Below are 24,741 nucleotides of genomic sequence, written 5' to 3' on the forward strand. Positions count from 1 at the left end.
TGACATACCGCAATCGCGAGCAGGCTCACTCCTACAAGGTTTTGCGCAAGACCCTAGCTCATCTGTTCGACGCGATCGCGCCCGCGCTGCTTTGCCATATACACACCCGAATCCGCCCGCAACAGCAGCGCATCCGCGCCCTCCCCCGGTCGCCAACTGGCGATCCCGAAACTCGCCGTGACCACGCCGACTACATCCACCGGCGCACTGCGCAAACCCTGCCACAACTCAACCGCCAGCATGTACGCATGTTCGCCGTCGATGTCCGGGCACAGCACCATGAACTCCTCACCGCCCAACCGGCAGAACACATCGGTACGCCGCAGACGATGGCCAATCCGCTCGCACACCGCTTGCAGCACCCGGTCACCGACGGCGTGGCCGTACTGATCGTTGATGCGTTTGAAATGGTCGATGTCGAGCATGATCACCGACAGCTCACCGCCGCCGCGCTCGACCCGGGCCATTTCCGTGGTCAGACGTTCCTGAAAATAGCGACGGTTGTGAATGCCGGTCAGCGAGTCGGTCACCGACAGTGCGCGCAGTTCTTCTTCCACGCGCTTGAGGTCAGAAATGTCCGAGATATAGCCATGCCACAGCACACCGCCGCCCGGCAGTTCTTCCGGCGTCGCCTCGCCGCGCACCCAGCGCAGGCCGCGCTCGGGCAGTTGCACGCGATACTCCTCGCGCCACGGACTGAGACTGTCGGCCGAGGCGCGAATTGAGGAGCGCACGCGGACAACGTCCTGTGGATGAATGCGCGTGAAGATCGCCTCGGCGTTGAACAACAGCACGTCCGGCTCCAGCTCGTAGATCTCGCGAATACCGTCGCTGGCGTAGATCACACTGAAGCGCCCGTCGAATTCCATCTTGAATTGATAGATGCCGCCGGGCACGTGCGCGCTGAGCTTTTTCAACAAGACGTCGCGCGCCGCCAGCACCTCGTGCACGCGCTTGCGCTCGGTGATGTCGATGCAGATCGCCAGATGCCCGACCCACAAACCCTGCTCATCCAGTACCGGGGTGGCCAGCATGTTCACCGGAATATGGCTGCCATCGCTGCGCACCAGCGTCCATTCGCGCGCCTCGTGGCCGCCGACTTCTCCGCCCTCGACCAGCATCGCGTGGCAGGTCGGGATGCTTTTACCGTAGCGCGCACTCAATTCGCCGGCACGGGCCGCCAGCTCTCGGGGCAGGTGCAGGTTTTCCAGGGTCATGTGGCCGACGACATCGGCGCTGCTGTAACCGAGCATTTGTTCGGCGCCGGGGTTGAACGTGTTGATCACACCGCGCAGGTCGGTGGCGATGATCGCCACCTGCGTCGCCGCATTCAGCACGCCGCGTAACTGGCCGTGGGTGCCGCGCAGCTCCTGTTCGCTGGCGTGCAGTTCCTGCGTGCGCTGCTCCACCATAAGCAAGGCACGCTGACGCTGACTGACCAACACGTAGAGCAAGGCGCTGAGCAGCAGACTGAGCAAGCCACCCAGAATGATCACACTGCCGACCGACGAATGGTTGGCCTGAACGAACGCGTCGCTCGGCAGGATATCGACCTGATAGTCGTGATCGGCCATGCGCAGTAACCGCGTGGCCGACAGGTCGCTCGGCGCCGGTTCATTGGTCGATTCGAACAACACCTCGTGCTGATCATGGGTCGACATGTCGAGAATGCGCACCGACAGATAGTCATGGAAGGCATCCGGCAAACCGTCGGCCAGCAACTGGCGCATGCTGATCACCGCCATCACGTAGCCGAACGATTGGCGCTCGCCATTGCGGCTCACCGGCGCGACGAGCAGCACACCGCGCGCATAGGACGGCTCAATGCTGACCAGATGCATGGGTTGCGACACCGCCAGCCCGCCGAGCTTGTCGGCACGTTGCAGGGTATCGCGCCGCAAAGGTTGCGCGAGCAGGTCATAACCCAACGGTGAGCCGAGCCGACTTTGCGTCTGGCTATAGAGCACCGGCACGTATTCATCGCGCACGCCAGCCAGTTGCAGCTCGCCCTGGGCATTCAATTCTCGAAGGGTAAAGTTGCTCACGCCTTCGTCACGCACCCGCTGCTCGAATGCCGCGCGCTCGGCACCGCTGACCTTGAGGGCAAACGAATAGGCCTGGGTACGCATCAATAAGGGTTGGGTGTAACCGTCGAATTCGGTGCGGGATACCGATTCAGAGTTGGCGAAGAAGCGGCGCAAGCCGTCGAGGCGTTGCTCCTGATCCTGAAAGCGTTCTTCGATGCGACTGTAACGTTCGTTGGCCAGCAGTTGAAAACGCTGACGGGTTTGTTGCTGAAACTGATTGAGGGTGGCCCAGGCGAGCAGCCCCGTGAGAATCCCGCCGGCGAGCAATACCAGCAGCGCGACCAGCCAGGCCGAGACGTCTTCGCTGATGAAACCCAGAATCTTTGGGCGCACGGGGTGCAACGACATAAAGACAACTCACTACGCCAGCATTTACGGGAAAACCCCATTGACCGTGTGTGAGTTATAGCTATTAGCCACTAATTTAGCTAGCGCGGGCAGATCCACGGAGCCTTTAAAAATCAAGGCTCTGTGGATCCAATTGCGCAAAGCGTCAACGAGCCGTGATTTTCCAGGCGCGGTGAATCTTGGTGTTGCGGGCGAAATCCGGATCGATGGTCTGCGCGCTGATTTCCTCGACCGCGTAACGCTCGGCGAGGTTTTCTTCCAACTGGAACTTGCGGAAGTTGTTGGAGAAATACAGCACACCGCCGGTTGCCAGACGGGCCATGGCCAGGTCAATCAACTGCACCTGATCACGTTGCACGTCGAAGATGCCTTCCATGCGCTTGGAGTTGGAGAATGTCGGTGGATCGATAAAGATCAGGTCGTACTCGTCACGGCTGCTTTCCAGCCACGCCATGACATCGCCCTGCTCCAGACGGTTCTTGTCCGAATAGCCGTTCAGCGACAGGTTGCGACGCGCCCAGTCGAGGTAAGTCTTCGACAGATCGACGCTGGTGGTGCTGCGCGCGCCGCCCTTGGCCGCGTGCACGCTGGCGGTCGCGGTGTAGCAGAACAGATTGAGGAAGCGCTTGCCGGCGGCCTCTTTCTGAATACGCATGCGCATCGGACGGTGATCGAGGAACAGGCCGGTGTCGAGGTAGTCGGTGAGGTTGACCAGCAACTTCACGCCGCCCTCGCTGACTTCATTGAACTTGCCTTGCGCAGCCTGACGCTCGTACTGCTTGGTGCCGCTCTGGCGCTCGCGGCGTTTGACCACCACGCGGCTCTTGTCGACGTTCAGCGCCTGCGGAATCGCTGCCAGGGCATCGAACATGCGTGCCGAGGCTTTTTCCGGATCGATGGATTTTGGCGCGGCGTATTCCTGAACGTGCACCCAATCGTGGTACAGGTCGATCGCCATTGCATATTCAGGCATGTCGGCATCGTAGACGCGGTAGCAATCGATGCCTTCGCGCTTGACCCACTTGCCCATGGCCTTGAGGTTTTTTTGCAGGCGGTTGGCAAACATCTGCCCGCCTTCGCTCAAGCGCGGCTGCTCGATCACCGGTGCCGGGGCTGGCGTCGGTTTGATCGGGTTGCCGTTCTTGTTGAACTTGCGTTCTTGCGGCTCGTCCGGGGTCTGATCGTAAGCCGCTTGCTCGCGCTCAGCCTGACGCTGTTCCGGGGTGCGACGCTCGCCAGTGACGAACTGATCCGGCAGCACTTTGATCAACAGCAGTTTGCACGGCAGCGCGCCGTTCCAGAACGAATACTGTTTATGGCTGCGAATGCCCATGCGCTTGCCCAGATCCGGCGCGCCGGTGAACACCGCCGCTTCCCAGTTCAGGCAGGCCTGACGCAGACGCTCGCCGAGGTTCTGGTAGAGATACAACAGGCTGGCTTCGTCACCGAGACGCTCGCCGTACGGTGGGTTGCAGATCACCAGACCTTTCTGGTTCTGATCCGGACGCGGCTCGAAAGTCGCGACTTCGCCCTGGTAGATCTTGATCCACTCGCTCAGGCCCGCACGCTCAACGTTGTTGCGGCCCGGCTGAATCAGACGAGGGTCGGCTTCGTAACCGCGAATCCACAGCGGTGGCTTGGCCAGACCGGCAGCGGCGCGCTCGACGGCCTCTTCGTGGAGTTTTTTCCACAGCGCCGGCACGTGACCGAGCCACGCGGTGAAGCCCCACTGCTCACGACGCAGGTTCGGCGCCATGTCGGCGGCAATCATGCCGGCTTCGACGAGGAACGTACCGACACCGCACATCGGGTCAGCCAGCGCGCCGCCTTCGGCAGCAATGCGCGGCCAGCCGGAACGGATCAGGATGGCTGCCGCGAGGTTTTCCTTCAGCGGCGCCGCGCCCTGCTGCAGACGGTAACCGCGCTGGTGCAGGCTGTGGCCGGAGAGGTCGAGGGAGAGAATCGCTTCACCGCGATCCAGACGCAGGTGAATGCGTAGGTCCGGGTTGAGCTTGTCGATCGACGGACGGTCGCCCTGCGGGGTGCGCAGTTTGTCGACGATGGCGTCTTTGACTTTCAGGGCACCGAAGTGGGTGTTGTCGATGCCGGAACCGTGGCCGCTGAATTCGACGGCCAGGGTGCCGTCGCTGAGCATGTGATCCTGCCACTCGATGTCGAGCACACCGTGGTAGAGGTCTTCAGCGTCTTTCATCGGGAAACGCTTGAGCACCAGTAATACGCGGTTGGCCAGACGCGACCAGAGGCACAGGCGATAAGCGGTTTCCATGGTCGCCATGCCACGCACGGCGGAAGTGTGCTCGCGCGCTTCTTCAAGGCCAAGCCCGACGGCTTCCTCGATGAGCAGGCCTTCAAGGCCTTTAGGGCAAGTGAGGAAGAGTTCGAAACGGTCGGACATGGTATTTCCAGAGCCTTTGGCTAGTGAATCGGCAACGCATTGCCGATCCGGTTTTCAATCAGGCGCTTTTCTAAAAGAACGCCCGCGTGGCACGAAGGTGTGCCGTTCCATCCCCGCTGCTCGGGTTAAAAGAGCTTAGATGCCGGGACAGATAAAAAAGTTGGTGAAACAAAAAGTCTTAAAGCGACCCTTCGTCGCTTTATACCCCAGCGCAAACGTGGGTCATTCTCACTAAAGAATTAACCCCATCATCCAGCGCGGGGCCGATCATACCGGGGTTTGCTGAAAAACCGTGCATGAAACCCGTCGTTACTTATGGCTGTAGCACTAATTTCGTTACGTCCTTATGACAAAACGATCATTCCCTCGGTGTGACTCATTGGTTAGAACTGAACACAGGTTGACGTCGCAACGGCGTCAACACCTTGGCTCGCCACGCCGGCAGCGAGCCGCACCATGGCAGGTTTCTTCTGCCAGACCTCAGTTGAGGTCAACGCGACACAAAACAGTCAACAAGTGAGGGAAACACCCTATGAGAAGACTTAAGCGTGATCCGTTGGAAAGAGCATTTTTGCGCGGATATCAATATGGCGTTGGTGGCAAATCCCGTGAGCTTTGCCCATTTACTCTACCGTCGGTACGCCAAGCCTGGATTAACGGCTGGCGAGAAGGACGTGGCGACAACTGGGACGGTATGACCGGCACTGCGGGAATCCACAGACTCAACGAACTTCACGCCGTCGGCTGACACAGGGCATTAATTCCGACACGACAATCTGAATTTGTAACGACTTACCATGCACGTCCTTCCCGGACGGCGGGCTGCGGCCCAGGGGCTCCTTCGAGGAGCCCTTTTTTATGCCTGCCACATTATCTGTGCCATACACAAAACCTGTAGGAGTGAGCCTGCTCGCGATAGCGGTCTGTCAGTCGCTGATGAAGTGACCGAAAGAAAGCTATCGCGAGCAGGCTCACTCCTACAAGGGAACAGTGGTGTCTATGGATCAGCGCAAGGCGGCGATGGCGTCTACCGATTCACGGATCAGCGCCGGGCCCTTATAGATGAAGCCGGAATAGATCTGCACCAGGCTCGCACCCGCCAGAATCTTCTCAGCCGCATGTTTGCCTTCAGTAATCCCGCCCGCCGCAATGATCGGCAAACGCCCAGCCAACTCACCCGCCAGCACCTTCACGGTATTGGTGCTCTTCTCCCGCACCGGCGCACCGGACAAACCGCCCGCCTCGTCGCCATGCTCCATGCCTTCGACACCGACACGGCTGAGTGTGGTGTTGGTAGCGATCACCGCGTCCATGCCGGTTTCGATCAGCGCCTGAGCCACCTGCGCGGTTTCTTCATCGGTCATGTCCGGCGCGATCTTGATCGCCAGCGGCACATGTTTGCCATGACGCAACGCCAGTTCAGCGCGGCGCGTGGCCAGATCCGCGAGCAACTGCTTCAGCGAATCGCCGAACTGCAGGCTGCGCAGTCCCGGGGTGTTCGGCGAACTGACGTTGACCGTCACGTAGCTGGCGTGGGCGTAGACCTTATCCAGGCAGATCAGGTAATCGTCGACCGCACGCTCGACCGGCGTATCGAAGTTCTTGCCGATGTTGATGCCCAGCACGCCTTTGTACTTAGCGGCGGCAACGCGCGCCAAAAGGTTATCGACACCGAGGTTGTTGAAGCCCATGCGGTTGATGATCGCCTCGGCTTCCGGCAGGCGGAAAATCCGTGGTTTCGGATTGCCCGGCTGCGGACGCGGGGTCACGGTGCCGATTTCGACAAAACCGAAACCCAGTTGCGCAAAGCCATCGATGGCCGCGCCGTTCTTGTCCAGACCGGCAGCCAGACCCACCGGGTTCGGGAATTCGAGGCCCATGACCGTCACCGGCTTCTTCGCCGGCGCCTTGCACAGCAAGCCGTTGAGGCCCAAACGCCCACCCGCGCCGATCAGATCCAGCGACAGATCGTGGGAGGTTTCCGGGGAAAGTTTGAACAACAGCTGACGGGCCAGGGTGTACATGGGCGGCGATGACTCGGGCGGCGAAAAGAGGCGGCGATTATAGCCGGGCATCGACCTGCGGCGCGAGGCGCACGCGCAAATCACTGGCACTGGCATATGCCTTGCACCCTCCTTGACTATCAGCGCGCAGGCCAATGACGGCAAGCGGGCAAGGACAATGGCGTCGTCCCGGGTTTTGCCTGCGCAAAGTCCGCGGCGGCGCTTTTTTTCGAGGTGGCGGTGTATGAATGAACCTTCGGTAGGGCCCCTGGCCTGGGTCAATGGCAGCGATGCCCCGGAAAAGACTGCAATCAACCTCGGTTTCATGGCGTTGAGCGACTGCGCATCGGTTGTCGTTGCCGCCACACAGGGCTTTGCCCAACCTTACGGACTAACGCTGAACCTGAAGCGCCAGGCCTCTTGGGCGAATCTGCGCGACAATCTGGTCAGCGGCGAACTCGACGCTGCACACAGTCTTTATGGGCTGATTTACGCGGTGCATCTGGGCATCGGCGGCGTTGCTCCGACCGATATGGCTGTGCTGATGGGCCTGAACCAGAACGGCCAGAGCCTCAACCTCTCTCACGGTCTGCAGAACCTTGGCGTGAGCAGTCCTGAAGCACTGGACCGCCACGTGCACCAAAGCCGCGCAAAACTCACCTTCGCGCAGACCTTCCCCACGGGCACGCACGCGATGTGGCTTTATTACTGGCTGGCAAGTCAGGGCATTCATCCGTTGCAGGATGTCGACAGTGTGGTGGTGCCGCCGCCGCAAATGGTCGCGCATCTGCAAGCCGGGCGCATCGACGGTTTTTGTGTCGGCGAGCCTTGGGCCGCGAGCGCGGTGCAGCAGAATCTCGGGTTTACCTTGGCGACCAGTCAGACCATCTGGCCCGATCACCCGGAAAAAGTCCTTGGCTGCACTCGTGAATTTGTCGAGCAATACCCGAACACGGCGCGGGCGCTGGTGATGGCGATCCTTGAAGCCAGCCGCTTTATCGAAGAGAGCCCGGAAAATCGTCGCAGCACCGCGCAATTGCTCAGCGCGCCGGAGTATCTGGACGCGCCGCTTGCGTGCATCGAACCGCGTTTTCTCGGTGACTATGCCGATGGCCTCGGCAATCGTTGGCAGGATCCTCATGCGCTGCGCTTCCACGGCAACGGCGAGGTGAATCTGCCGTATCTGTCGGACGGCATGTGGTTCATGACCCAGTTCCGCCGCTGGGGCCTGCTGCGTGAGGATCCGGATTACCTCGGCGTCGCCCGGCAGGTCCAGCGACTGGATATCTACCGCGATGCGGCAACCGCTGTCGGCGTGGCAGCGTGGGGCACCGACATGCGCAGCAGCCAGTTGCTCGACGGCAAAGTCTGGGACGGCAGCGACCCGGCCGGCTACGCGCGCAGTTTCAAGTTGCACGCGTTGAACGACGACGCCCCCCTTCTCGCCCGCCGCTGACAGGAGACCGCGAACATGTTGCGCATTCTGTTGATCAACGACACAGCGAAAAAAGTCGGGCGCCTGAAAGCCGCGCTGATTGAAGCCGGTTTCGAAGTCATCGATGAATCCGGTCTGACCATCGACCTGCCCGCGCGCGTCGAAACGGTGCGCCCGGACGTGATCCTGATCGATACCGAGTCACCGAGCCGCGATGTCATGGAGCAAGTCGTGCTGGTCAGCCGCGACCAGCCTCGGCCGATCGTGATGTTTACCGACGAACATGATCCGGGGGTGATGCGCCAGGCGATCAAGTCCGGGGTCAGTGCGTACATCGTAGAGGGCATTCACGCCCAGCGTCTGCAGCCGATTCTCGATGTGGCGATGGCGCGATTCGAGAGTGATCAGGCGTTGCGTGCGCAGTTGCAGGCGCGAGACCTGCAATTGGCTGAGCGCAAGCGTATTGAGCTGGCCAAGGGGTTATTGATGAAGATGAAGGATTGCAATGAGGAAGAGGCTTATACCTTGATGCGGCGCCAGGCGATGAGCCGGCAGCAGAAGCTGATTCAGGTGGCGGAGCAGATTATTGCCATGAGTGAGCTGCTGGGCTGAGGTGTTCTCACCGCTGAAGAGCCCCTCACCCTAGCCCTCTCCCCGAGGGAGAGGGGACCGACCGGGGGATGCTCGGGAAATACGCCGACCTGCAATTTCTGCTGTGAATCCATAATCGACTCGGTTTCTCAGGTCGATGTTTGGCGCAAGACACCTCGGTCAGTCCCCTCTCCCTCCGGGAGAGGGCTAGGGTGAGGGGCTTTTGATTTTCCGGCTGTTGGCACAAATCTCGCTAGGTAAAACGCACAGGTAACCAACGGCGGTTGCCCCACCCACGACAAAGACGTCGCTCACCCGTTCGCCCAACCGGCGCATCAGGTAGCGGCGTTTTTGCGTTTTGGCCCCACAGCTCGGGGCCGGTGGTGCGGCCGTAGCGGCGCCCCACTTGCTGTTGCATGACTCCTTTCGAGACTCTTTTCAGCTGAGGTGCGCGATGAATTCAAGCTTCTGGAAATCCGGCCACACCCCGACATTGTTCGCGGCCTTCCTCTATTTCGACCTGAGCTTCATGGTCTGGTACCTGCTCGGCCCGTTGGCGGTGCAAATCGCCGCCGACCTGCACCTGACCACGCAACAACGTGGCCTCGTCGTCGCCACGCCGATCCTTGCTGGCGCGGTGCTGCGTTTCATCATGGGCATGCTCGCCGATCGACTGTCGCCGAAAACCGCCGGGCTGATCGGCCAGGTCATTGTCATCTGCGCACTGTTCGGTGCCTGGAAAATCGGCATTCATAGCTACGAGCAGGCGCTGATCCTCGGCCTGTTCCTCGGCATGGCCGGCGCGTCGTTTGCTGTTGCGCTGCCGCTGGCTTCGCAGTGGTACCCGCCACAGCATCAGGGCAAAGCCATGGGCATTGCCGGTGCGGGCAACTCCGGCACCGTGTTCGCCGCGCTGCTGGCACCGGTGCTCGCCGCCGCATTTGGCTGGAGCAACGTTTTCGGTTTCGCCCTGATTCCATTGATCCTGACACTGGTGCTGTTTGCCTGGCTGGCCAAAAATGCGCCGCAGCGGCCGAAAGCCAAAGCCATGGCCGACTACTTCAAAGCCTTGGGCGACCGTGACAGTTGGTGGTTCATGTTTTTCTACAGCGTGACCTTCGGCGGCTTCATCGGTCTGGCCAGCGCCCTGCCCGGCTACTTCAACGATCAGTACGGCTTGAGCCCGGTGACCGCTGGTTACTACACCGCCGCCTGCGTGTTCGGCGGCAGTCTGATGCGGCCATTGGGTGGCGCCCTGGCTGACCGTTTCGGTGGCATCCGCACCTTGCTGGCGATGTACACCGTCGCTGCCGTCTGCATAGCGGCCGTCGGCTTCAATCTGCCAAGTTCCTACGCGGCGCTGGCACTTTTCGTCTGCACCATGCTCGGCTTAGGCGCAGGCAACGGCGCGGTGTTCCAACTGGTGCCGCAGCGTTTTCGTCTGGAGATCGGTGTCATGACCGGGCTGATCGGCATGGCCGGCGGCATCGGCGGCTTTGCCTTGGCCGCCGGCATGGGCGCGATCAAACAGAGCACCGGCAGCTATCAACTGGCCCTGTGGTTGTTCGCCAGCCTCGGCGTGTTGGCGTGGTTTGGTCTGCACGGCGTCAAGCGTCGCTGGAGAACCACTTGGGGTTCGGCGGCGGTGACGGCGGCGCGGGTCTGAAGCGTCGATGGCCCTGCAACTGAGTTTTGCCGAAGCCAGCGCCACCGGCCCGCGCGCGGAAAATCAGGACGCTTTGCGCCTGGTCACGCCCGCTCCGGCGTTGGCGGCGAGCAAAGGTTTTCTGTTCGCCATCGCCGACGGCGTCAGCCAGTGTGCCGATGGCGGACTGGCTGCGCGTTCGACCTTGCAGGCCTTGGCGCTCGACTATTACGCCACGCCGGAAACCTGGAGCGTGGCCCAGGCACTGGATCGCCTGCTGCTCGCACAAAACCGCTGGTTGCAGGCCAATGGCGGTGGTCAGCCGTTGCTCACCACGGTCAGTGCCTTGGTCATGCGCGGTCGGCGCTTTACCCTCGCCCACGTCGGCGATTGCCGGGTGTATCGCTGGCACCGCGAAAGTTTGCAGCGGATCTCTGAAGATCACGTTTGGGAACAGCAAGGCATGCAGCATGTGCTCAAGCGTGCGCTGGGGCTGGATCAGCATCTGGTGCTGGACTTCCTTGACGGTGAACTGCGCGACGGCGAGTGCTTTGTTTTGCTCAGTGACGGTGTCTGGTCGACACTCGGCGATACCGCCATTGCGGCGATTCTGCGTGATCAGCCAGATTTGCACAGCGCCGCGCAGACGCTGGTCAACGCCGCGCATCTGGCGGGGAGCCAGGACAATGCCAGTGCTTTGCTGGTGCGGGTGGATGCATTGGGTGAGGCCAGTATCGGCGATGCGCTGATTCATCTGCAGCAATGGCCACTGCCTCCAGCGCTGAAATCCGGGCAGCACTTTGAAGGCTGGCAGGTGCAAGAGATTGTTGCTCAGAGTCAGCAATCGCTGCTTTATCGAGTGCTGGATGGTCAGGGTCAGAGGTGGTTGCTGAAAACCCTGCCCACGCGCTCCGCTGATGATTCCTACGCCGGGCAAGCGCTGTTGTCCGAAGAATGGTTCCTGAAACGTGTGGCCGGACGGCATTTTCCTGAAGTCCATGCGTGCAGCCAGCGTCAGCATTTGTACTACGTGATGCGCGAATACTCCGGGACGACGCTGGCGCAGATTTTTCAACAAAATGGGCCTTTACCCTTGGCGCAATGGCAGGACATCGCCGAGCGCCTGTTGCGCTCGGTCGGGCTGTTGCATCGGCGGCAGATTCTGCACCGGGACATCAAACCGGAAAATCTGCACGTGGGTGACGATGGCGAATTGCGTCTGCTGGATTTTGGCCTGGCGTATTGTCCGGGATTGTCCGAAGACGCGCCGTCAACGTTGCCGGGAACGCCCAGCTACATCGCCCCGGAAGCGTTTCGCGGGGATCCGCCGAGTGCGCAACAGGATTTGTATGCAGTCGGCGTGACCCTGTACTTCCAGCTCACCGGGCATTATCCCTATGGCGAGATCGAAGCATTTCAGCGGCCGCGATTTGCTGTGGCGGTAAGCGCCAGTCGCTATCGGCCGGATCTGCCGGAATGGCTGGCGCAGAGTCTGGAGCGTGGGGTGGCGGCTGATCCGCAACAACGGTTTGAAACGGCTGAGGAATGGTTGTTGGTGTTGGAACAGGGCGAGCGGCGCAGTTTGGGTGTGCGGCCCAGACCATTATTGGAGCGTGAGCCGTTGAAGGTCTGGCGGACGATGGCGTTGGTGGCTCTGTTGGGAAATCTGGTGCTGCTGATTTTGTTGTTTCATCACTGACACCGCGTCGCGGCCATCGCGAGCAGGCTCACTCCTACAATTTGAAATGCGTTCCCCTGTAGGAGTGAGCCTGCTCGCGATGACGTCAGCCCAATCACCACAAATCCATCTACCTGAGCGCCCCACGAACGAGCAACCCGCCTCGATTCAGTGCAAAAATCACCCTCAAAAACTGCTAAACCCCAATAAACACGCCATTCCCCTACTTGGCACAACCACTGCATTACCTCTCCCAACACACACATAAAGCCCAACCTTCAACGACGAAGGCTGCGCTTCCCGAGAGAACGGGACCAGGACAAAGGCGTCCTCGCTAGGCAACTAGCGGGACGCCTTTTTTTGTTTGCGCAAAATTTCTCGAGCAAGGCCTGACTGCCCACAAGAGGCCAGCCGCAGCTCCCCGGAGAACCTGATGAAAAAACTCAAACTGGTGATGATCGGCAATGGCATGGCCGGGGTCCGCACCCTCGAAGAACTGCTCAAGCTGAGCAACGAGCTGTACGACATCACGGTCTTCGGCGCCGAACCGCACACCAACTACAACCGCATCCTGCTGTCACCGGTGCTGGCCGGTGAGCAGACCTTCGAGGAGATCGTGCTCAACGACCTCGACTGGTACCTGGAAAACAACATCAAGTTGCTGCTCAACCGCAAAGTGGTGGAGATCGACCGGGTCAAACGCCGGGTGATCGCCGAGGACGGCACCGAAGCCGAATACGATCGCCTGCTGATCGCCACCGGTTCGACGCCGTTTATTCTGCCGATCCCCGGCAACACCTTGCACGGGGTGATCGGTTACCGCGACATCGCCGACACTCAAGCGATGATCGACACCGCCAAAACCCACAAACACGCGGTGGTCATCGGTGGCGGTCTGCTCGGTCTCGAAGCCGCCAATGGCCTGATGCTGCGCGGCATGCACGTCACCGTGGTGCATATCGGCGAATGGTTGCTGGAACGGCAACTGGATAAAACCAGCGGTCAACTGCTGCAAACTGCCCTCGAATCCCGTGGTTTGCACTTCCGTCTGTGCGAACAGACCCAAGCCCTGCACGACGCTGGCAATGGCCGGGTCGGCTCGGTGCAATTCAAGAACGGCGAGATCATCCCCGCCGATCTGGTGGTGATGGCGGCCGGCATTCGCCCCAACACCGAACTGGCGGAAAAGGCCGGCATCCCGTGCAATCGCGGGATTCTGGTCAATGACACCCTGCAAACCTACGATCCGCGTATTTATGCGATCGGCGAGTGCGCCAGCCATCGCGGGATTGCCTACGGTCTGGTCGCGCCGCTGTTCGAACAGGCCAAGGTTTGCGCCAACCACCTCGCACAATTGGGCTTCGCCCGTTATCAGGGTTCGGTGACCTCGACCAAACTCAAAGTCACCGGCATCGACCTGTTTTCCGCTGGCGACTTCATGGGCGGCGAAGGCACCGAGACCATCACCCTCTCCGACCCGATCGGCGGCGTGTACAAAAAACTGGTGATCAAGGATGACGTGCTGGTCGGCGCCTGTCTGTACGGCGATACGGCAGATGGCGGTTGGTATTTCCGGCAGATTCGTGAGAATCACGCCATCGGCGAGATCCGCGATCACCTCATGTTTGGAGAAAATGCGTTAGGCGACGTAGGACATCAGGGCCAGGACAAAGCCATGGTCATGGCCGACACCGCCGAAGTCTGCGGCTGCAACGGCGTGTGCAAAGGCACCATCGTCAAAGCCATTCAGGAACACGGCCTGTTCAGCGTTGATGAGGTGAAGAAACACACCAAAGCCGCGAGCTCCTGCGGCTCCTGTGCAGGCCTGGTCGAGCAGATCCTGATCAACACCGTCGGTGGTGCGGCGGACGTCAAACCGAAAAGCGAAAAGGCCATCTGCGGTTGCAGCGACCTCAACCACGGGCAGATCCGTCAGGCCATCCGCGAGCAACATCTGCTGACCATCGCCGGCACCCTGAGCTACCTCAACTGGCGCACCCCGAACGGCTGCGCAACCTGCCGCCCTGCCCTCAACTATTACCTGATTTCCACTTGGCCCGGCGAAGCCAAGGACGATCCGCAATCGCGCCTGATCAACGAACGTGCACACGCCAACATCCAGAAGGACGGCACGTACTCGGTGGTACCACGCATGTGGGGCGGCGTGACCAATCCTTCGGAACTGCGGCGAATTGCCGATGTGGCTGACAAGTATCAGGTGCCGATGGTCAAGGTCACCGGCGGCCAGCGCATCGACTTGCTCGGCATCAAGAAGCAGGATCTGCCGGGCGTGTGGAAAGACCTCGACATGCCGTCCGGCCACGCCTACGGCAAATCCATCCGCACGGTAAAAACCTGCGTCGGCAGTGAGTTCTGCCGCTTCGGCACGCAAAACTCGACACAACTGGGCATCGAGCTGGAGCACGACCTGTTCAACATGTGGTCGCCGCACAAAGTGAAACTCGCTGTTTCCGGATGCCCACGCAACTGCTCGGAAGCGGGGATCAAAGACGTAGGAATCATCGGCGTCGACTCCGGCTGGGAGATGTACATCGGCGGCAACGGCGGGATCAAAACCGAAGTCGCCGAATTCTTCGTCAAGCTGAAAACTGCCGAGGAAGTGCGCGAATACAACGGTGCGTTCCTGCAGCTGTATCGCGAAGAAGCCTTCTACCTCGAACGTACCGTGCACTACCTGCAACGGGTCGGCATGGAACACATCAAGAAAGCCGTGCTCGAAGACCCCGAGCGCCGCAAAGCCTTGAACGAGCGCCTGCAATTCTCCCTGTCGTTCGAGCAAGACCCGTGGAAAGAACGTCTGGTGCAGCCGCAACTGAAGAAAGAATTCGACGTGATCCCTGTGAAAAATCTGGAGGTGCCGGCATGAACTGGCTGGATATCTGTGCTCTCGAAGAGATCAACGCCCTCGGCTCGCGGATCATTGCCGGTCCGAAAGGTGACATCGCGATTTTTCGTACAAGCGACGATGAGGTTTTCGCCCTCGACGACCGCTGCCCGCACAAGGGCGGGCCACTGTCGCAAGGACTGATCTACGGCAAACGCGTGGCCTGCCCACTGCACAACTGGCAGATCGATCTCGAATCCGGCGAAGCGCAAGCGCCAGACATCGGTTGCGCGCACCATCACCCGGCGCGGGTCGAAAACGGTCGCGTGCAACTGGCCCTGCGGGACGCCATCTGATGAACCGCCAGACGACCGCCTCGACCTGCTGTTATTGCGGGGTCGGCTGCGGCGTGCTGATCGAGCATGACGGCGAGCGCATCCTCGGCGTCAGCGGCGATCCGGCGCACCCGGCCAACTTCGGCAAACTGTGCAGCAAAGGCTCGACCCTGCATCTGACCGGCGACCTTGCCGCTCGCGCGCTGTACCCGGAACTGCGCCTGGGCAAAGGCCTGGCGCGCAGCCGCACAGACTGGGACACCGCACTGGAGCATGCCGCCAACGTGTTCGCCGAGACCATCGCCGAGCACGGCCCGGACAGTGTGGCGTTCTATATCTCCGGACAGTTGCTGACCGAGGACTATTACGCCTTCAACAAGCTGGCACGGGCACTGGTCGGTACCAACAACATCGACAGCAATTCACGCCTGTGCATGTCTTCAGCCGTGGTCGGCTACAAGCGCAGCCTCGGCGCCGACGCCCCGCCGTGCAGTTATGAGGATCTGGAACTCAGCGATTGCGTGATGATTGTCGGCAGTAACATGGCCTACGCCCACCCGGTACTTTTTCGTCGGCTGGAAGAAGCAAAATCCCGCCGCCCACAGATGAAAGTCATCGTCATTGATCCACGGCGCACCGACACCTGCGACCTCGCCGATTTGCACCTGGCGATTCTGCCCGGTACCGACGTCGCTTTGTTTCATGGGATTTTGCATCTGTTGTTGTGGGAAGACTGGATCGACCGTGACTTCGTCAAAGCGCACACCGATGGCCTCGCCGAACTGAAAAGTCTGGTGCGCGATTACACCCCGCAAATGGTTTCGCAGTTATGCGGCATCAGCGTCGAGCAATTGCAGCAGTGCGCCGAATGGGTCGGCACTTCGCCGAGTTTTTTGTCGCTGTGGTGCATGGGATTGAACCAGTCCACGGCTGGCAGCGCGAAAAACAGTGCACTGATCAATCTGCACTTGGCCACCGGGCAAATCGGCCGTCCGGGTGCAGGACCTTTCTCCCTCACTGGTCAGCCAAATGCCATGGGCGGACGCGAAACCGGCAGTTTGTCGAACTTGTTGCCGGGGCATCGAGACGCAGCCAACCCTGAACACCGCGCTGAAGTGGCGGCTTATTGGGGTGTGGATCAACTGCCGGAAAGCACTGGTCTCAGCGCCATCGAACTGTTCGAGCAAGTGCGCAGCGGCAAGATCAAGGCGTTGTGGATTGCCTGCACCAACCCTGCGCAATCGATGCCGGATCAGAACTCGGTGCGCGCGGCGCTGGAAGCTTGCCCGTTTGTGGTTCTGCAAGAAGCCTTTCGCACCACCGAAACAGCAGCGTTTGCCGATCTCCTGCTACCCGCCGCGAGTTGGGGCGAGAAGGAAGGCTCGGTGACCAACTCCGAGCGACGCATTTCCCACGTGCGCAAAGCCATCCTCCCACCGGGCCAAGCGCGGCCGGACTGGGCGATCACGGTAGATTTCGCACAACGTCTGGAGAAACGTCTGCGTCCCGCTGAATCGAGCCTGTTTACGTTCAAGCAACCTGCGCAGTTGTTCGATGAATTCAAATGGCTGACGCATGGCCGCGATCTGGATATGTCCGGGATCAGTCATGCGCTGATCGACGAGATCGGACCGCAGCAATGGCCCTTCCCTGCCGGCGCGCGGCAAGGAACGCCACGCCTGTACGAGGATGGGATTTTCCCAACCGCCAACGGACGCGCTCAGTTCATCGCAGACCCTTATCGCGCCGCCAAAGAACAGCGCGATGCTCGCTTTCCACTGACGTTGATCACTGGCCGCCTGCGTGATCAATGGCACGGTATGAGCCGCACCGGTACGGCGGCGCAACTGTTCGGGCATGTCAGCGAAGCGGTGTTGAGCTTGCACCCGGACGAAATGCGTCGGCAGCGCTTGCAGCCGGGAGATCTGGTCAATCTGAAAAGTCGTCGCGGCGCAGTGATCGTCGCGGTCGGCAGTGATGACAGCGTGCGCCCGGGACAAGCGTTTCTACCGATGCACTGGGGCGACCGTTTTCTCAAGGGCGGTGTGAACAGCCTGACCCTGCCGGCCTTCGATCCATTGTCGAAACAACCGGAACTGAAACACAGCGGTGTGCGCCTGGAGCCGGTCAATCTGCCGTGGCAGCTTTTCGCGCTCATTGAGGGCGATGTTCAACGGCATTTCGAGGCCCTACGACCGCTCTGTGAGGCATTTTCCTACGTGAGTCTCAGCCTTGTCGGACGTGAACGATCGGCATTGCTGATACGCGCAGCCAGCAGTGAGGCGCCGGATGCGCAATTGCTCAGTGAAATCGACCGATGCCTGTCACTGATCGACGGCCCGGTACTGGCTTACGACGATCCGCGCCGTGCTATCGGCAAGCGCGTACGCATTGAAAACGGCCGCATCATCGCGATTCGCCTGGCCGGTGAAACCCTCGCCCGGCATTGGCTACAGGGGTTGTGGCTGGAAGGTCGTGCAGACGAACAACTGCGGCGCTGGTTGCTGGCACCGATGAGTGCGCCGCCGGGCAGTGCCGGGGCGCAGATCGCTGCGGATAAAACCCTGTGCAACTGCAAGAACGTCAGCCTCAACGCGGTCTGCGCCGGCATTCGCCAGGGGCTGGATCTGCAAGGCTTGAAAAACAATCTGGGCTGCGGCACGCAATGCGGCTCGTGTGTCCCGGAAATAAAACGCTTGCTGGCTGCCGATGTGCAGCCAGCCGCCGTCATCTGATGAGGAAAACACCATGAATGCAAAAGTCTGGCTGGTGGGTGCAGGTCCTGGTGATCCCGAATTGCTGACCCTCAAAGCGGTACGCGCCTTGCGCGAAGCCGATGTGGTGCTGATCGATGATCTGGTCAACGACGCGGTGCTCGAACACTGCCCTGGCGCGCGAATCATTGCGGTGGGTAAACGCGGTGGTTGCCGTTCCACGCCGCAGGCATTTATCCATCGGTTGATGCTGCGCTATGCCCGCCATGGCAAGTGTGTGGTGCGGCTCAAGGGCGGCGATCCGTGCATTTTCGGCCGTGGCGGTGAAGAGGCGCAGTGGTTGCGTGAACGTGGCGTTGAGGTGGAGTTGGTCAATGGCATTACCGCCGGGCTCGCTGGGGCGACGCAGTGCGATATTCCGCTGACGTTACGCGGTGTGGCGCGCGGGGTGACGCTGGTGACCGCGCACACGCAGGATGACAGCCAATTGAACTGGCAGGCGCTGGCGCAGGGCGGTACGACGCTGGTGGTTTATATGGGCGTGGCCAAGCTGGGCGAGATTCGCGATCAGTTGCTGGCGGGCGGGATGTCGGCGGATACGCCGGTGGCGATGATCGAGAATGCATCGTTGCCAGAGCAGCGCGAATGCCGTAGTGATCTGATGAGCATGAGCGATGACGCAGGAATTTTCGGATTGAAGAGCCCGGCGATTCTGGTGATTGGTGCGGTGGCAGCGGCTGGTGAAGATCAAAAGATCGCAGCCTGCGGCAGCTCCTACAGGACGTATGCAGATTTCATGTAGGAACTGCCGCAGGCTGCGATCTTTTAAAGCTGCAAAGCCAAATCGCAGGCAAAGAAAAGCCCGGCCTAAGCCGGGCTTTTCTCAGAGCGGCAGCTAATTACTTAGCTTGAGCTTCAACCTGCGCTTCTACGCGACGGTTTACAGCGCGGCCAGCTTCAGTTTTGTTGTCAGCAACTGGGCGGGATTCGCCGTAGCCAACAGACTGAACGCGGGACGATTCAACACCGTACTGGTTGGTCAGAACTTGCTTAACGGCGTTTGCACGACGCTCGGACAGTTTCTGGTTGTAAGCGTCAGGACCGACGGAGTCAGTGTGACCTTCAACAGTAGTGGTGGTGGATGGGTACTGCTTCATGAAGTCAGCCAGGTTCTTGATGTCGCCGTAGCTGTTGGTTTTAACAACAGATTTGTCGAAATCGAACTTAACGTCCAGCTCAACACGAACAACTTCAGCAACTGCTGGGCAGCCGTCAGCGTCAACAGTTACGTTGGCTGGGGTGTCCGGGCACTTGTCAACGTTGTCGCAAACGCCATCGTTGTCGCTGTCGGAGCAGACTTCAGCTGGTGCTGGAACTGGAGCAGCAGCAGGCTTGGAGCCGCCACCGAAGTTCACACCGATACCAACGCTAGGAGCCCACTCGGTGTCGCCCTGGTCGATGTTGTACTGAGCTTCAACGCCAGCACGGGCGTAGAAGTTGTCGGTGAAGTACAGCTTGGCACCAGCGCCAACGTTGGCGAAGGTGGAGCGGTCACGACCACCGGAACCGTTCTGACCGATGCTCTGATCGGAGAAACCAGCCGATACGTATGGACGCAGCATGTCGCCTGGGTTGTTGAAGTGGTACAGAGCGTCCAGAGCGGTGTTAGCGCCCTTGATGTTACGACCGTCGTCGGAACGCACGTTGTGCACTTCGTCGTAGCCCAGACGCAGTTCAACGTCGTCGGTCAGGAAGTAACCGATCGAGCCGCCGAACAGGTTGCCGTTGTTCTTGAAGTTACGAGCGCTGTCGAATTGTTCTTTCTTTGCGAAGCCTTCGATTTCAACTGCGCCTTGGCCTTGTGCCAGAGCGCCGAACGAAGTGGCGGCAATCAGAGAACCAATGGCCAAGCCCAAGGTGTTTTTCAGTTTCATCCGTTAAATCCCCATCTGGTGATTGTGAAGCAGTCCCGCAAACCGGGGGACAACTCGGCGGCAAGTCTATCAGAACTTGCCTACACGTAAGAGATATTTGCGCTGAACTAAGTTTCAGCAATGCCTGCAAATTTCTCACGCAATTTATCTAGAGCACGTTTGTAACGCATTTTTGTCGCACTCAAACCCATGTGCATGATGTCTGCGATCTCCTGAAATTCCAGCTCTGCGACAAATCGAAGCACCAGAATTTCGCGGTCAATCGGGTTCACATACACCAGCCAGCGATCAAGCCCGCCCTTCTCCTCGGGTTTCGGCGCCTTTTCTTCGGACGCTTCCTCGAGGGGGTCAAGACTCAATGCGTCCATCAAGCGACGCTTTCGCCGTTCCTTCCGATACTGCGTAATACATTCGTTGTACGTGATGCTGTAGAGCCACGTTTTGAACTTCGATTTCCCCTCGAAGTTCTTCAGGCCATACAGCACCTTCAACATGACTTCCTGACAGACATCGTCTGCGTCGCGATCGTTCCCAAGATATCTCGCACAAACGTTAAATAATGTTCGCTGGTAACGCCGCATCAGTTCTTCATAAGCGCGCGTTACGTGAAAAAGCTCGGTATGCGAGCGCGCGACCAACTCCTCATCAGAGAGCTCGCGGGGGTCGTAGCGCGTGGATAGCGTTTGGGCTTTATTCAAAACAAGTCGTGCCGACAGTCAGGTCAATGTCCACCGCAACCAGCATCAGCTGGCATTTTGCGGCGGCATACATTAGCAGGGTTTGCCGGATTAGCGGCTACTCACATGCTGTTCCAGCAGGATCCGATTGGAAAGAGAGACTAGCTCACCCTCATCGGTCAGCAATGTGGTTTTCACCGTGCCGATCTCCTCGATCTGCCCTTCGACCTCGCCAACACGCACTTGTTGCCCAACCTGATACAACTCACGCACATAGATTCCCGCAAGAATCTGACCGGCAATTTCCCGGCTTCCCAAACCCATGGCCAGCGCAACGGCCAGACCAACGGTAATCAATACGATGACAATCACATGATTCAGCAGGTCGGTCTTGACCTCAAGCTGGCTGATCGCAACCGATATACTGATGATGATCACCAGCCCTTGCGCAATTCGCCCCAGCCCCGAAGCGTAGTCCAGGCCTACGCCTTCTGCCGCCCCGCGCACCAGTCCGTTGGCCAGTTGCGCGAGCAAAACACCTACCAGCAACACCAGCGCCGCGCCGAATACTTTCGGCAAATAGAGCGCCAACATATCCAGCGTAGCTGAAACTCGCTCAAGGCCAAGTGATTCTGCTGCCGAAACCAGAAAAATCAGCAGAACGAACCAGTAGACGATCTTGCCGATCAGGGTCGAGATCGGAACCTGCAGCCCCGCACGCGACATCAATTTGGTCAGGCCGGTGCCACCCATCAGGCGATCGAGGCCGAGTTTGGCGAGCAGCTTGGAGAGCAAGGTATCGAGCAGCTTGGCCACGACGAAACCCAACAGCAGCACCACCAGTGCGCCGAACAGGTTCGGGATGAAGTTGGCTACTTTGGTCCACAACGCAGTCATTGCAGTGACGAGGCTCTGAGTCCAGAGGTCGAGTTCCATATTCAATCAGCCTTATCAGCAGTGCGAGCGGTAGGTTTACGAAGACGGGAAACCGGCGAGACATGGGCCGAGCCGTTATTCAGGGCGATCATCAGCGCGGGCAGCCAGCGGCCCAGCAGGCTGAACAGATCACCGGCGCCGACCTGGCGGTTGGCGGTTTTGAGTACGCGGCCCAGGCAGGCATCGTCGTCGCGGCTGGACGGCGAGGCGTTGAGCATGTCGCGCAAAGACTGTTCAAACGGATCGTGCATACGCACCTCTCGTGATGTCTGTGAAAGACGCGGGCAGATTTGGTCGGGTCACATGCGCCATGTTCAGACCCAGCGCAAACGACGGAATAACCACCACTGACCGAAGGCCAGGGCGAGCACCGTCAAGCAGGCGATCAGGAAACCATAAGGGCTGCTGGAGAATGGAATTCCGCCAACGTTGATGCCCAGCAGACCGGTGATGAAACTCATCGGCAAAAAGATGCAGGTGATGATCCCGAAGCGGTACATCGTGCGATTCATGCGCTCGCTCAAACGCCGGTCTTCAGCCTCCAGCACAAGCCCCACGCGCTCTCGGGTCAATTCGAGCTCTTCGAGATAGCGGGTCAGGCTGTTGTTCAATTCGTTCCAGTAATCGGCATCGTCATCGACAAACCACGGCAGTTTTATCCGTGTGAGTTGTCCGAAAATATCCCGCTGCGGCGCAAGAAAACGCTTCAGCCCGGCAGCTCTGCGACGGATGTGCAAAATGGCGCCATGCTCAGGGGTATACCGTTCGTCGGCATCCATCTTTTCTTCTTCCTCATCGGCGATTTCCGAGAGGCAAGTGACCAGATCCTGCACCTTGTTGGTGAGGAACTGCGCCAGATAAAGGATGAGCTCAGAAGAGGTTTTCGGGCCCTTGCCGTCGGCCAATTGCACCAACAGCTCATCAGTGGCACGCAAAGGACGCAAACGAAGGGAAATCACCCGCTGGGCGGAGGCGAAAATCCGCACCGAGACCATGTCTTCCGGCTCGGCGCCCGGATTCAGATTGACTCCGCGCAAAAACAGCAGCAGCTCGGAATCGGGCAACGGCAACAGACGCGGTCGCGTGTTCTCTTCCAGCAGCAGGTCGCAGGTGAATTCGTTGAGACCGCTGGATTTGCGCAGCCAGGTCTGGGTCTGCGGATGGCTGCGATCCCAGTGCAGCCACAGGCTTTCATGGGCCTGCAACTGCAAATCGTCGAGCTCTGTCCGGGCTATCGAACGCGCACCGCCTTTTCCGTCCAGCACCAGGGCATGCACCAGCCCCCATTGCGCGTTTTCTTCCTCGAACATCCGCATCCCTTTGTCGAAAGCTTATTCAGGCATCTGCAGCGGACTTGGCGAGACGATCACGCCGTTGTTGTCCGCATAAATGTACTGGCCCGGGTGGAACGTCACACCGGCGAACGTCACCGGGACGTTGAGGTCACCAATGCCGCGTTTTTCGGTTTTCATCGGGTGGCTGGCCAGCGCCTGCACGCCCAGATCGGTCTGCGCGATAACGTCGACGTCACGGATGCAGCCGTAGATCACCAGTCCTTCCCAACCGTTTTTAGCGGCTTTCTCGGCAATCATGTCGCCCAGCAGCGCGCGACGCAGCGAACCGCCGCCATCGACCACCAGCACCTTGCCGTTGCCTTTGAGTTCGGCTTGTTCCTTGACCAGCGAGTTGTCTTCGAAGCATTTGATGGTCACGATTTCGCCGCCGAACGAATCACGGCCGCCGAAATTGCTGAACATCGGTTCCAGCACCTGCACCAGCTCCGGATAGGCGTCGCACAGGTCAGGCGTAAGGTAATGGTTCATCGAAAAACTCCTGTAACAAGGAAGACGATCAAGGATGACGCATTCTGTTGAGACGATCTCCGGCGGTCGCTGTTTACCTTAGTCGATCCCATGGTCGCTGAACGAACCTGAACAAACCCTGAAACGTAATAGCTAAACAGCCACCAAAAATGACCAGAACCGCACAATGCGTCATATCTTAGCCGCAAGCCAACCCGAACGAAATGCCCTTTTCAGGGCCCGCCTCTCAGACCGCAGCAGCCAGATCCGGCTTCTCGCCCAGCAATGGCGTGTGCTGATCGTTCAACCAGCGCGCCACCAACGGCCACACCTCGGTTTGCGCCGCTTTGCTCACCAACATCTCGACATGGCCGAAATTATCGTTGAAGCCCTGCTCGCGGCCCAGATTGATGAACTGCTTGTGCTCCGAGCCGATCTGCTCGAACAACTTGCGACAGGCCCACGCTGGATCCTGATGATCCCCGGCCGCAGTCACCGCCAGCACTGGCACTTGAACATCAGCCAGCCCCGCCCACCAATCCTTGTCCTTGTCGCCAAAGCGGCCGAACAAGCCGTACCAACGCATGCTTTCCAGCGCCAGACCGATCGGCTCATCTTCCGGGCCACGCTTGAGACGCGAACCCGACAATTGCGCAAAGCGCTTGAGAATGAAGCGCCCGCTCCACTCCACCGGCGGGATTTTCAGCGGCCAGTACGTGCGACTGACCTGCGTGCCGAAAAACGCTGCCGAAGCCACGGCAGGCTCGCCGAGGTATTCGCCACCGAGCGCGGCGGCCAGGGTGATGCCGCCCAGCGAATGGCCGATCCAGTGCGGAATCTGCCCGCTCTGCTCACGCACGAATGCGGCAATCGCCGGCAGATCGTAACGGGCATAGTCGGCGACACGGTTGCGCCGGTATTCCTCGTTGCGCTGCGACAGGCCGTGGCCGCGCATCTCCGGAATCCACACGTCGAACCCCAGTCGCGTCAGATACGCGCCCAGGCCCAGGCCTTTGGGTGAGAACCAGAAGCGCCGATTGGAAAAACTGCCGTGCAGCAGAATCACCGGCACACCGCGAGGCGCCGAGGCATCGGCCATGCCCAACCGGGTCACAGCGATTTCCACGGACCAGTCGGGACTGTTGCCGGGTTTCAGTCGATACACGTCTTCGCTCAGATCGCCACGCCGTTCGGCGCTGATCAGGGCGACAGGAAATAGGTCACTGCTGCTTTGCATAATGCTCTTGCACAAAAAAGGGCGGCATCCGGAGACCCCGCCCTGTTTGAATCATAAG

General features: G+C 59.7%; 19 protein-coding genes. 9 read left to right on the top strand and 10 right to left on the bottom strand.

All coding sequences use genetic code 11. The features are described from left to right. Positions 1–53: 53 nt before the first annotated feature. Positions 54–2,435, bottom strand: coding sequence for a diguanylate cyclase (locus tag KBP52_RS08470; RefSeq protein WP_077571837.1), 2,382 nt, complete (start codon positions 2,433–2,435; stop codon positions 54–56). Between the two features lie 145 nt (positions 2,436–2,580). Continuing rightward, entirely contained in the window at positions 2,581–4,851 is a 2,271-nt protein-coding gene (rlmKL, locus tag KBP52_RS08475; protein ID WP_095047738.1) for a bifunctional 23S rRNA (guanine(2069)-N(7))-methyltransferase RlmK/23S rRNA (guanine(2445)-N(2))-methyltransferase RlmL, read from the bottom strand. 532 nt (positions 4,852–5,383) lie between these two features. Here rlmKL and KBP52_RS08480 point away from each other — a divergent pair. Continuing rightward, positions 5,384–5,599: a ribosome modulation factor gene (locus KBP52_RS08480; protein ID WP_003223300.1), complete on the top strand. Its 216-nt coding sequence runs from the start codon at positions 5,384–5,386 to the stop codon at positions 5,597–5,599. Between the two features lie 256 nt (positions 5,600–5,855). On the opposite strand, the gene KBP52_RS08485 is transcribed toward KBP52_RS08480, so the two are convergent. Next, the gene (locus KBP52_RS08485) at positions 5,856–6,875 is read right to left on the bottom strand and encodes a quinone-dependent dihydroorotate dehydrogenase (protein WP_034152862.1); all 1,020 of its coding nucleotides are present in this window, start codon (positions 6,873–6,875) and stop codon (positions 5,856–5,858) included. A 223-nt stretch (positions 6,876–7,098) separates the two neighbouring features. Here KBP52_RS08485 and KBP52_RS08490 point away from each other — a divergent pair, with 223 nt between their 5' ends. From KBP52_RS08490 to cobA, 8 genes are all read left to right on the top strand, one after another. Then, complete coding sequence (locus KBP52_RS08490) at positions 7,099–8,310, top strand: CmpA/NrtA family ABC transporter substrate-binding protein (RefSeq protein ID WP_212622605.1); 1,212 nt, start codon at positions 7,099–7,101, stop codon at positions 8,308–8,310. Positions 8,311–8,325: 15 nt separating this feature from the next. Further along, entirely contained in the window at positions 8,326–8,901 is a 576-nt protein-coding gene (locus KBP52_RS08495) for an ANTAR domain-containing protein (protein ID WP_212622606.1), read from the top strand. 433 nt (positions 8,902–9,334) lie between these two features. Then, positions 9,335–10,546, top strand: a complete 1,212-nt coding sequence (locus KBP52_RS08500) for a nitrate/nitrite transporter (protein WP_034152863.1) — start codon at positions 9,335–9,337, stop codon at positions 10,544–10,546. Positions 10,547–10,553: 7 nt separating this feature from the next. Continuing rightward, on the top strand, positions 10,554–12,224 hold the full coding sequence (locus KBP52_RS08505) for a bifunctional protein-serine/threonine kinase/phosphatase (RefSeq protein WP_212622607.1): 1,671 nt from the start codon (positions 10,554–10,556) through the stop codon (positions 12,222–12,224). A 412-nt stretch (positions 12,225–12,636) separates the two neighbouring features. Beyond that, on the top strand, positions 12,637–15,090 hold the full coding sequence (gene nirB / locus KBP52_RS08510) for a nitrite reductase large subunit NirB (protein ID WP_212622608.1): 2,454 nt from the start codon (positions 12,637–12,639) through the stop codon (positions 15,088–15,090). Continuing rightward, positions 15,087–15,404, top strand: coding sequence for a nitrite reductase small subunit NirD (nirD, locus tag KBP52_RS08515; RefSeq protein WP_053118721.1), 318 nt, complete (start codon positions 15,087–15,089; stop codon positions 15,402–15,404). Before nirB ends, nirD begins: the two co-directional genes overlap by 4 nt. After that, positions 15,404–18,118 (top strand): nitrate reductase, encoded by a 2,715-nt coding sequence (locus KBP52_RS08520; RefSeq protein WP_212622609.1) that lies wholly within the window; start codon positions 15,404–15,406, stop codon positions 18,116–18,118. Before nirD ends, KBP52_RS08520 begins: the two co-directional genes overlap by 1 nt. Before the next feature lie 13 nt (positions 18,119–18,131). Continuing rightward, positions 18,132–18,899, top strand: a complete 768-nt coding sequence (cobA, locus tag KBP52_RS08525) for a uroporphyrinogen-III C-methyltransferase (protein ID WP_212622610.1) — start codon at positions 18,132–18,134, stop codon at positions 18,897–18,899. A 97-nt stretch (positions 18,900–18,996) separates the two neighbouring features. Here the strand turns inward: cobA and KBP52_RS08530 are convergent, their stop codons facing one another. From KBP52_RS08530 to KBP52_RS08560, 7 genes are all read right to left on the bottom strand, one after another. Further along, positions 18,997–20,031: an OmpA family protein gene (locus KBP52_RS08530; RefSeq protein ID WP_137218789.1), complete on the bottom strand. Its 1,035-nt coding sequence runs from the start codon at positions 20,029–20,031 to the stop codon at positions 18,997–18,999. Positions 20,032–20,138: 107 nt separating this feature from the next. Beyond that, entirely contained in the window at positions 20,139–20,729 is a 591-nt protein-coding gene (sigX, locus tag KBP52_RS08535; protein ID WP_011333251.1) for an RNA polymerase sigma factor SigX, read from the bottom strand. A 90-nt stretch (positions 20,730–20,819) separates the two neighbouring features. Beyond that, positions 20,820–21,644: a mechanosensitive ion channel domain-containing protein gene (locus KBP52_RS08540; protein ID WP_007916401.1), complete on the bottom strand. Its 825-nt coding sequence runs from the start codon at positions 21,642–21,644 to the stop codon at positions 20,820–20,822. A gap of 2 nt (positions 21,645–21,646) precedes the next feature. Continuing rightward, positions 21,647–21,895: a hypothetical protein gene (locus KBP52_RS08545; RefSeq protein WP_008076827.1), complete on the bottom strand. Its 249-nt coding sequence runs from the start codon at positions 21,893–21,895 to the stop codon at positions 21,647–21,649. Between the two features lie 63 nt (positions 21,896–21,958). Then, positions 21,959–22,954: a zinc transporter ZntB gene (locus KBP52_RS08550; protein ID WP_007916404.1), complete on the bottom strand. Its 996-nt coding sequence runs from the start codon at positions 22,952–22,954 to the stop codon at positions 21,959–21,961. Between the two features lie 21 nt (positions 22,955–22,975). Beyond that, positions 22,976–23,467 carry a ribonuclease E activity regulator RraA gene (rraA, locus tag KBP52_RS08555; RefSeq protein ID WP_077571828.1) on the bottom strand — a complete coding sequence of 164 codons (492 nt, stop codon included), beginning with the start codon at positions 23,465–23,467 and terminating at the stop codon, positions 22,976–22,978. A gap of 226 nt (positions 23,468–23,693) precedes the next feature. After that, positions 23,694–24,683, bottom strand: coding sequence for an alpha/beta fold hydrolase (locus KBP52_RS08560; RefSeq protein ID WP_116032214.1), 990 nt, complete (start codon positions 24,681–24,683; stop codon positions 23,694–23,696). Positions 24,684–24,741: the final 58 nt, after the last annotated feature.

The sequence above is a fragment of the Pseudomonas sp. SCA2728.1_7 genome, from assembly GCF_018138145.1.
In the GTDB taxonomy this organism is placed as follows: domain Bacteria; phylum Pseudomonadota; class Gammaproteobacteria; order Pseudomonadales; family Pseudomonadaceae; genus Aquipseudomonas; species Aquipseudomonas koreensis_A.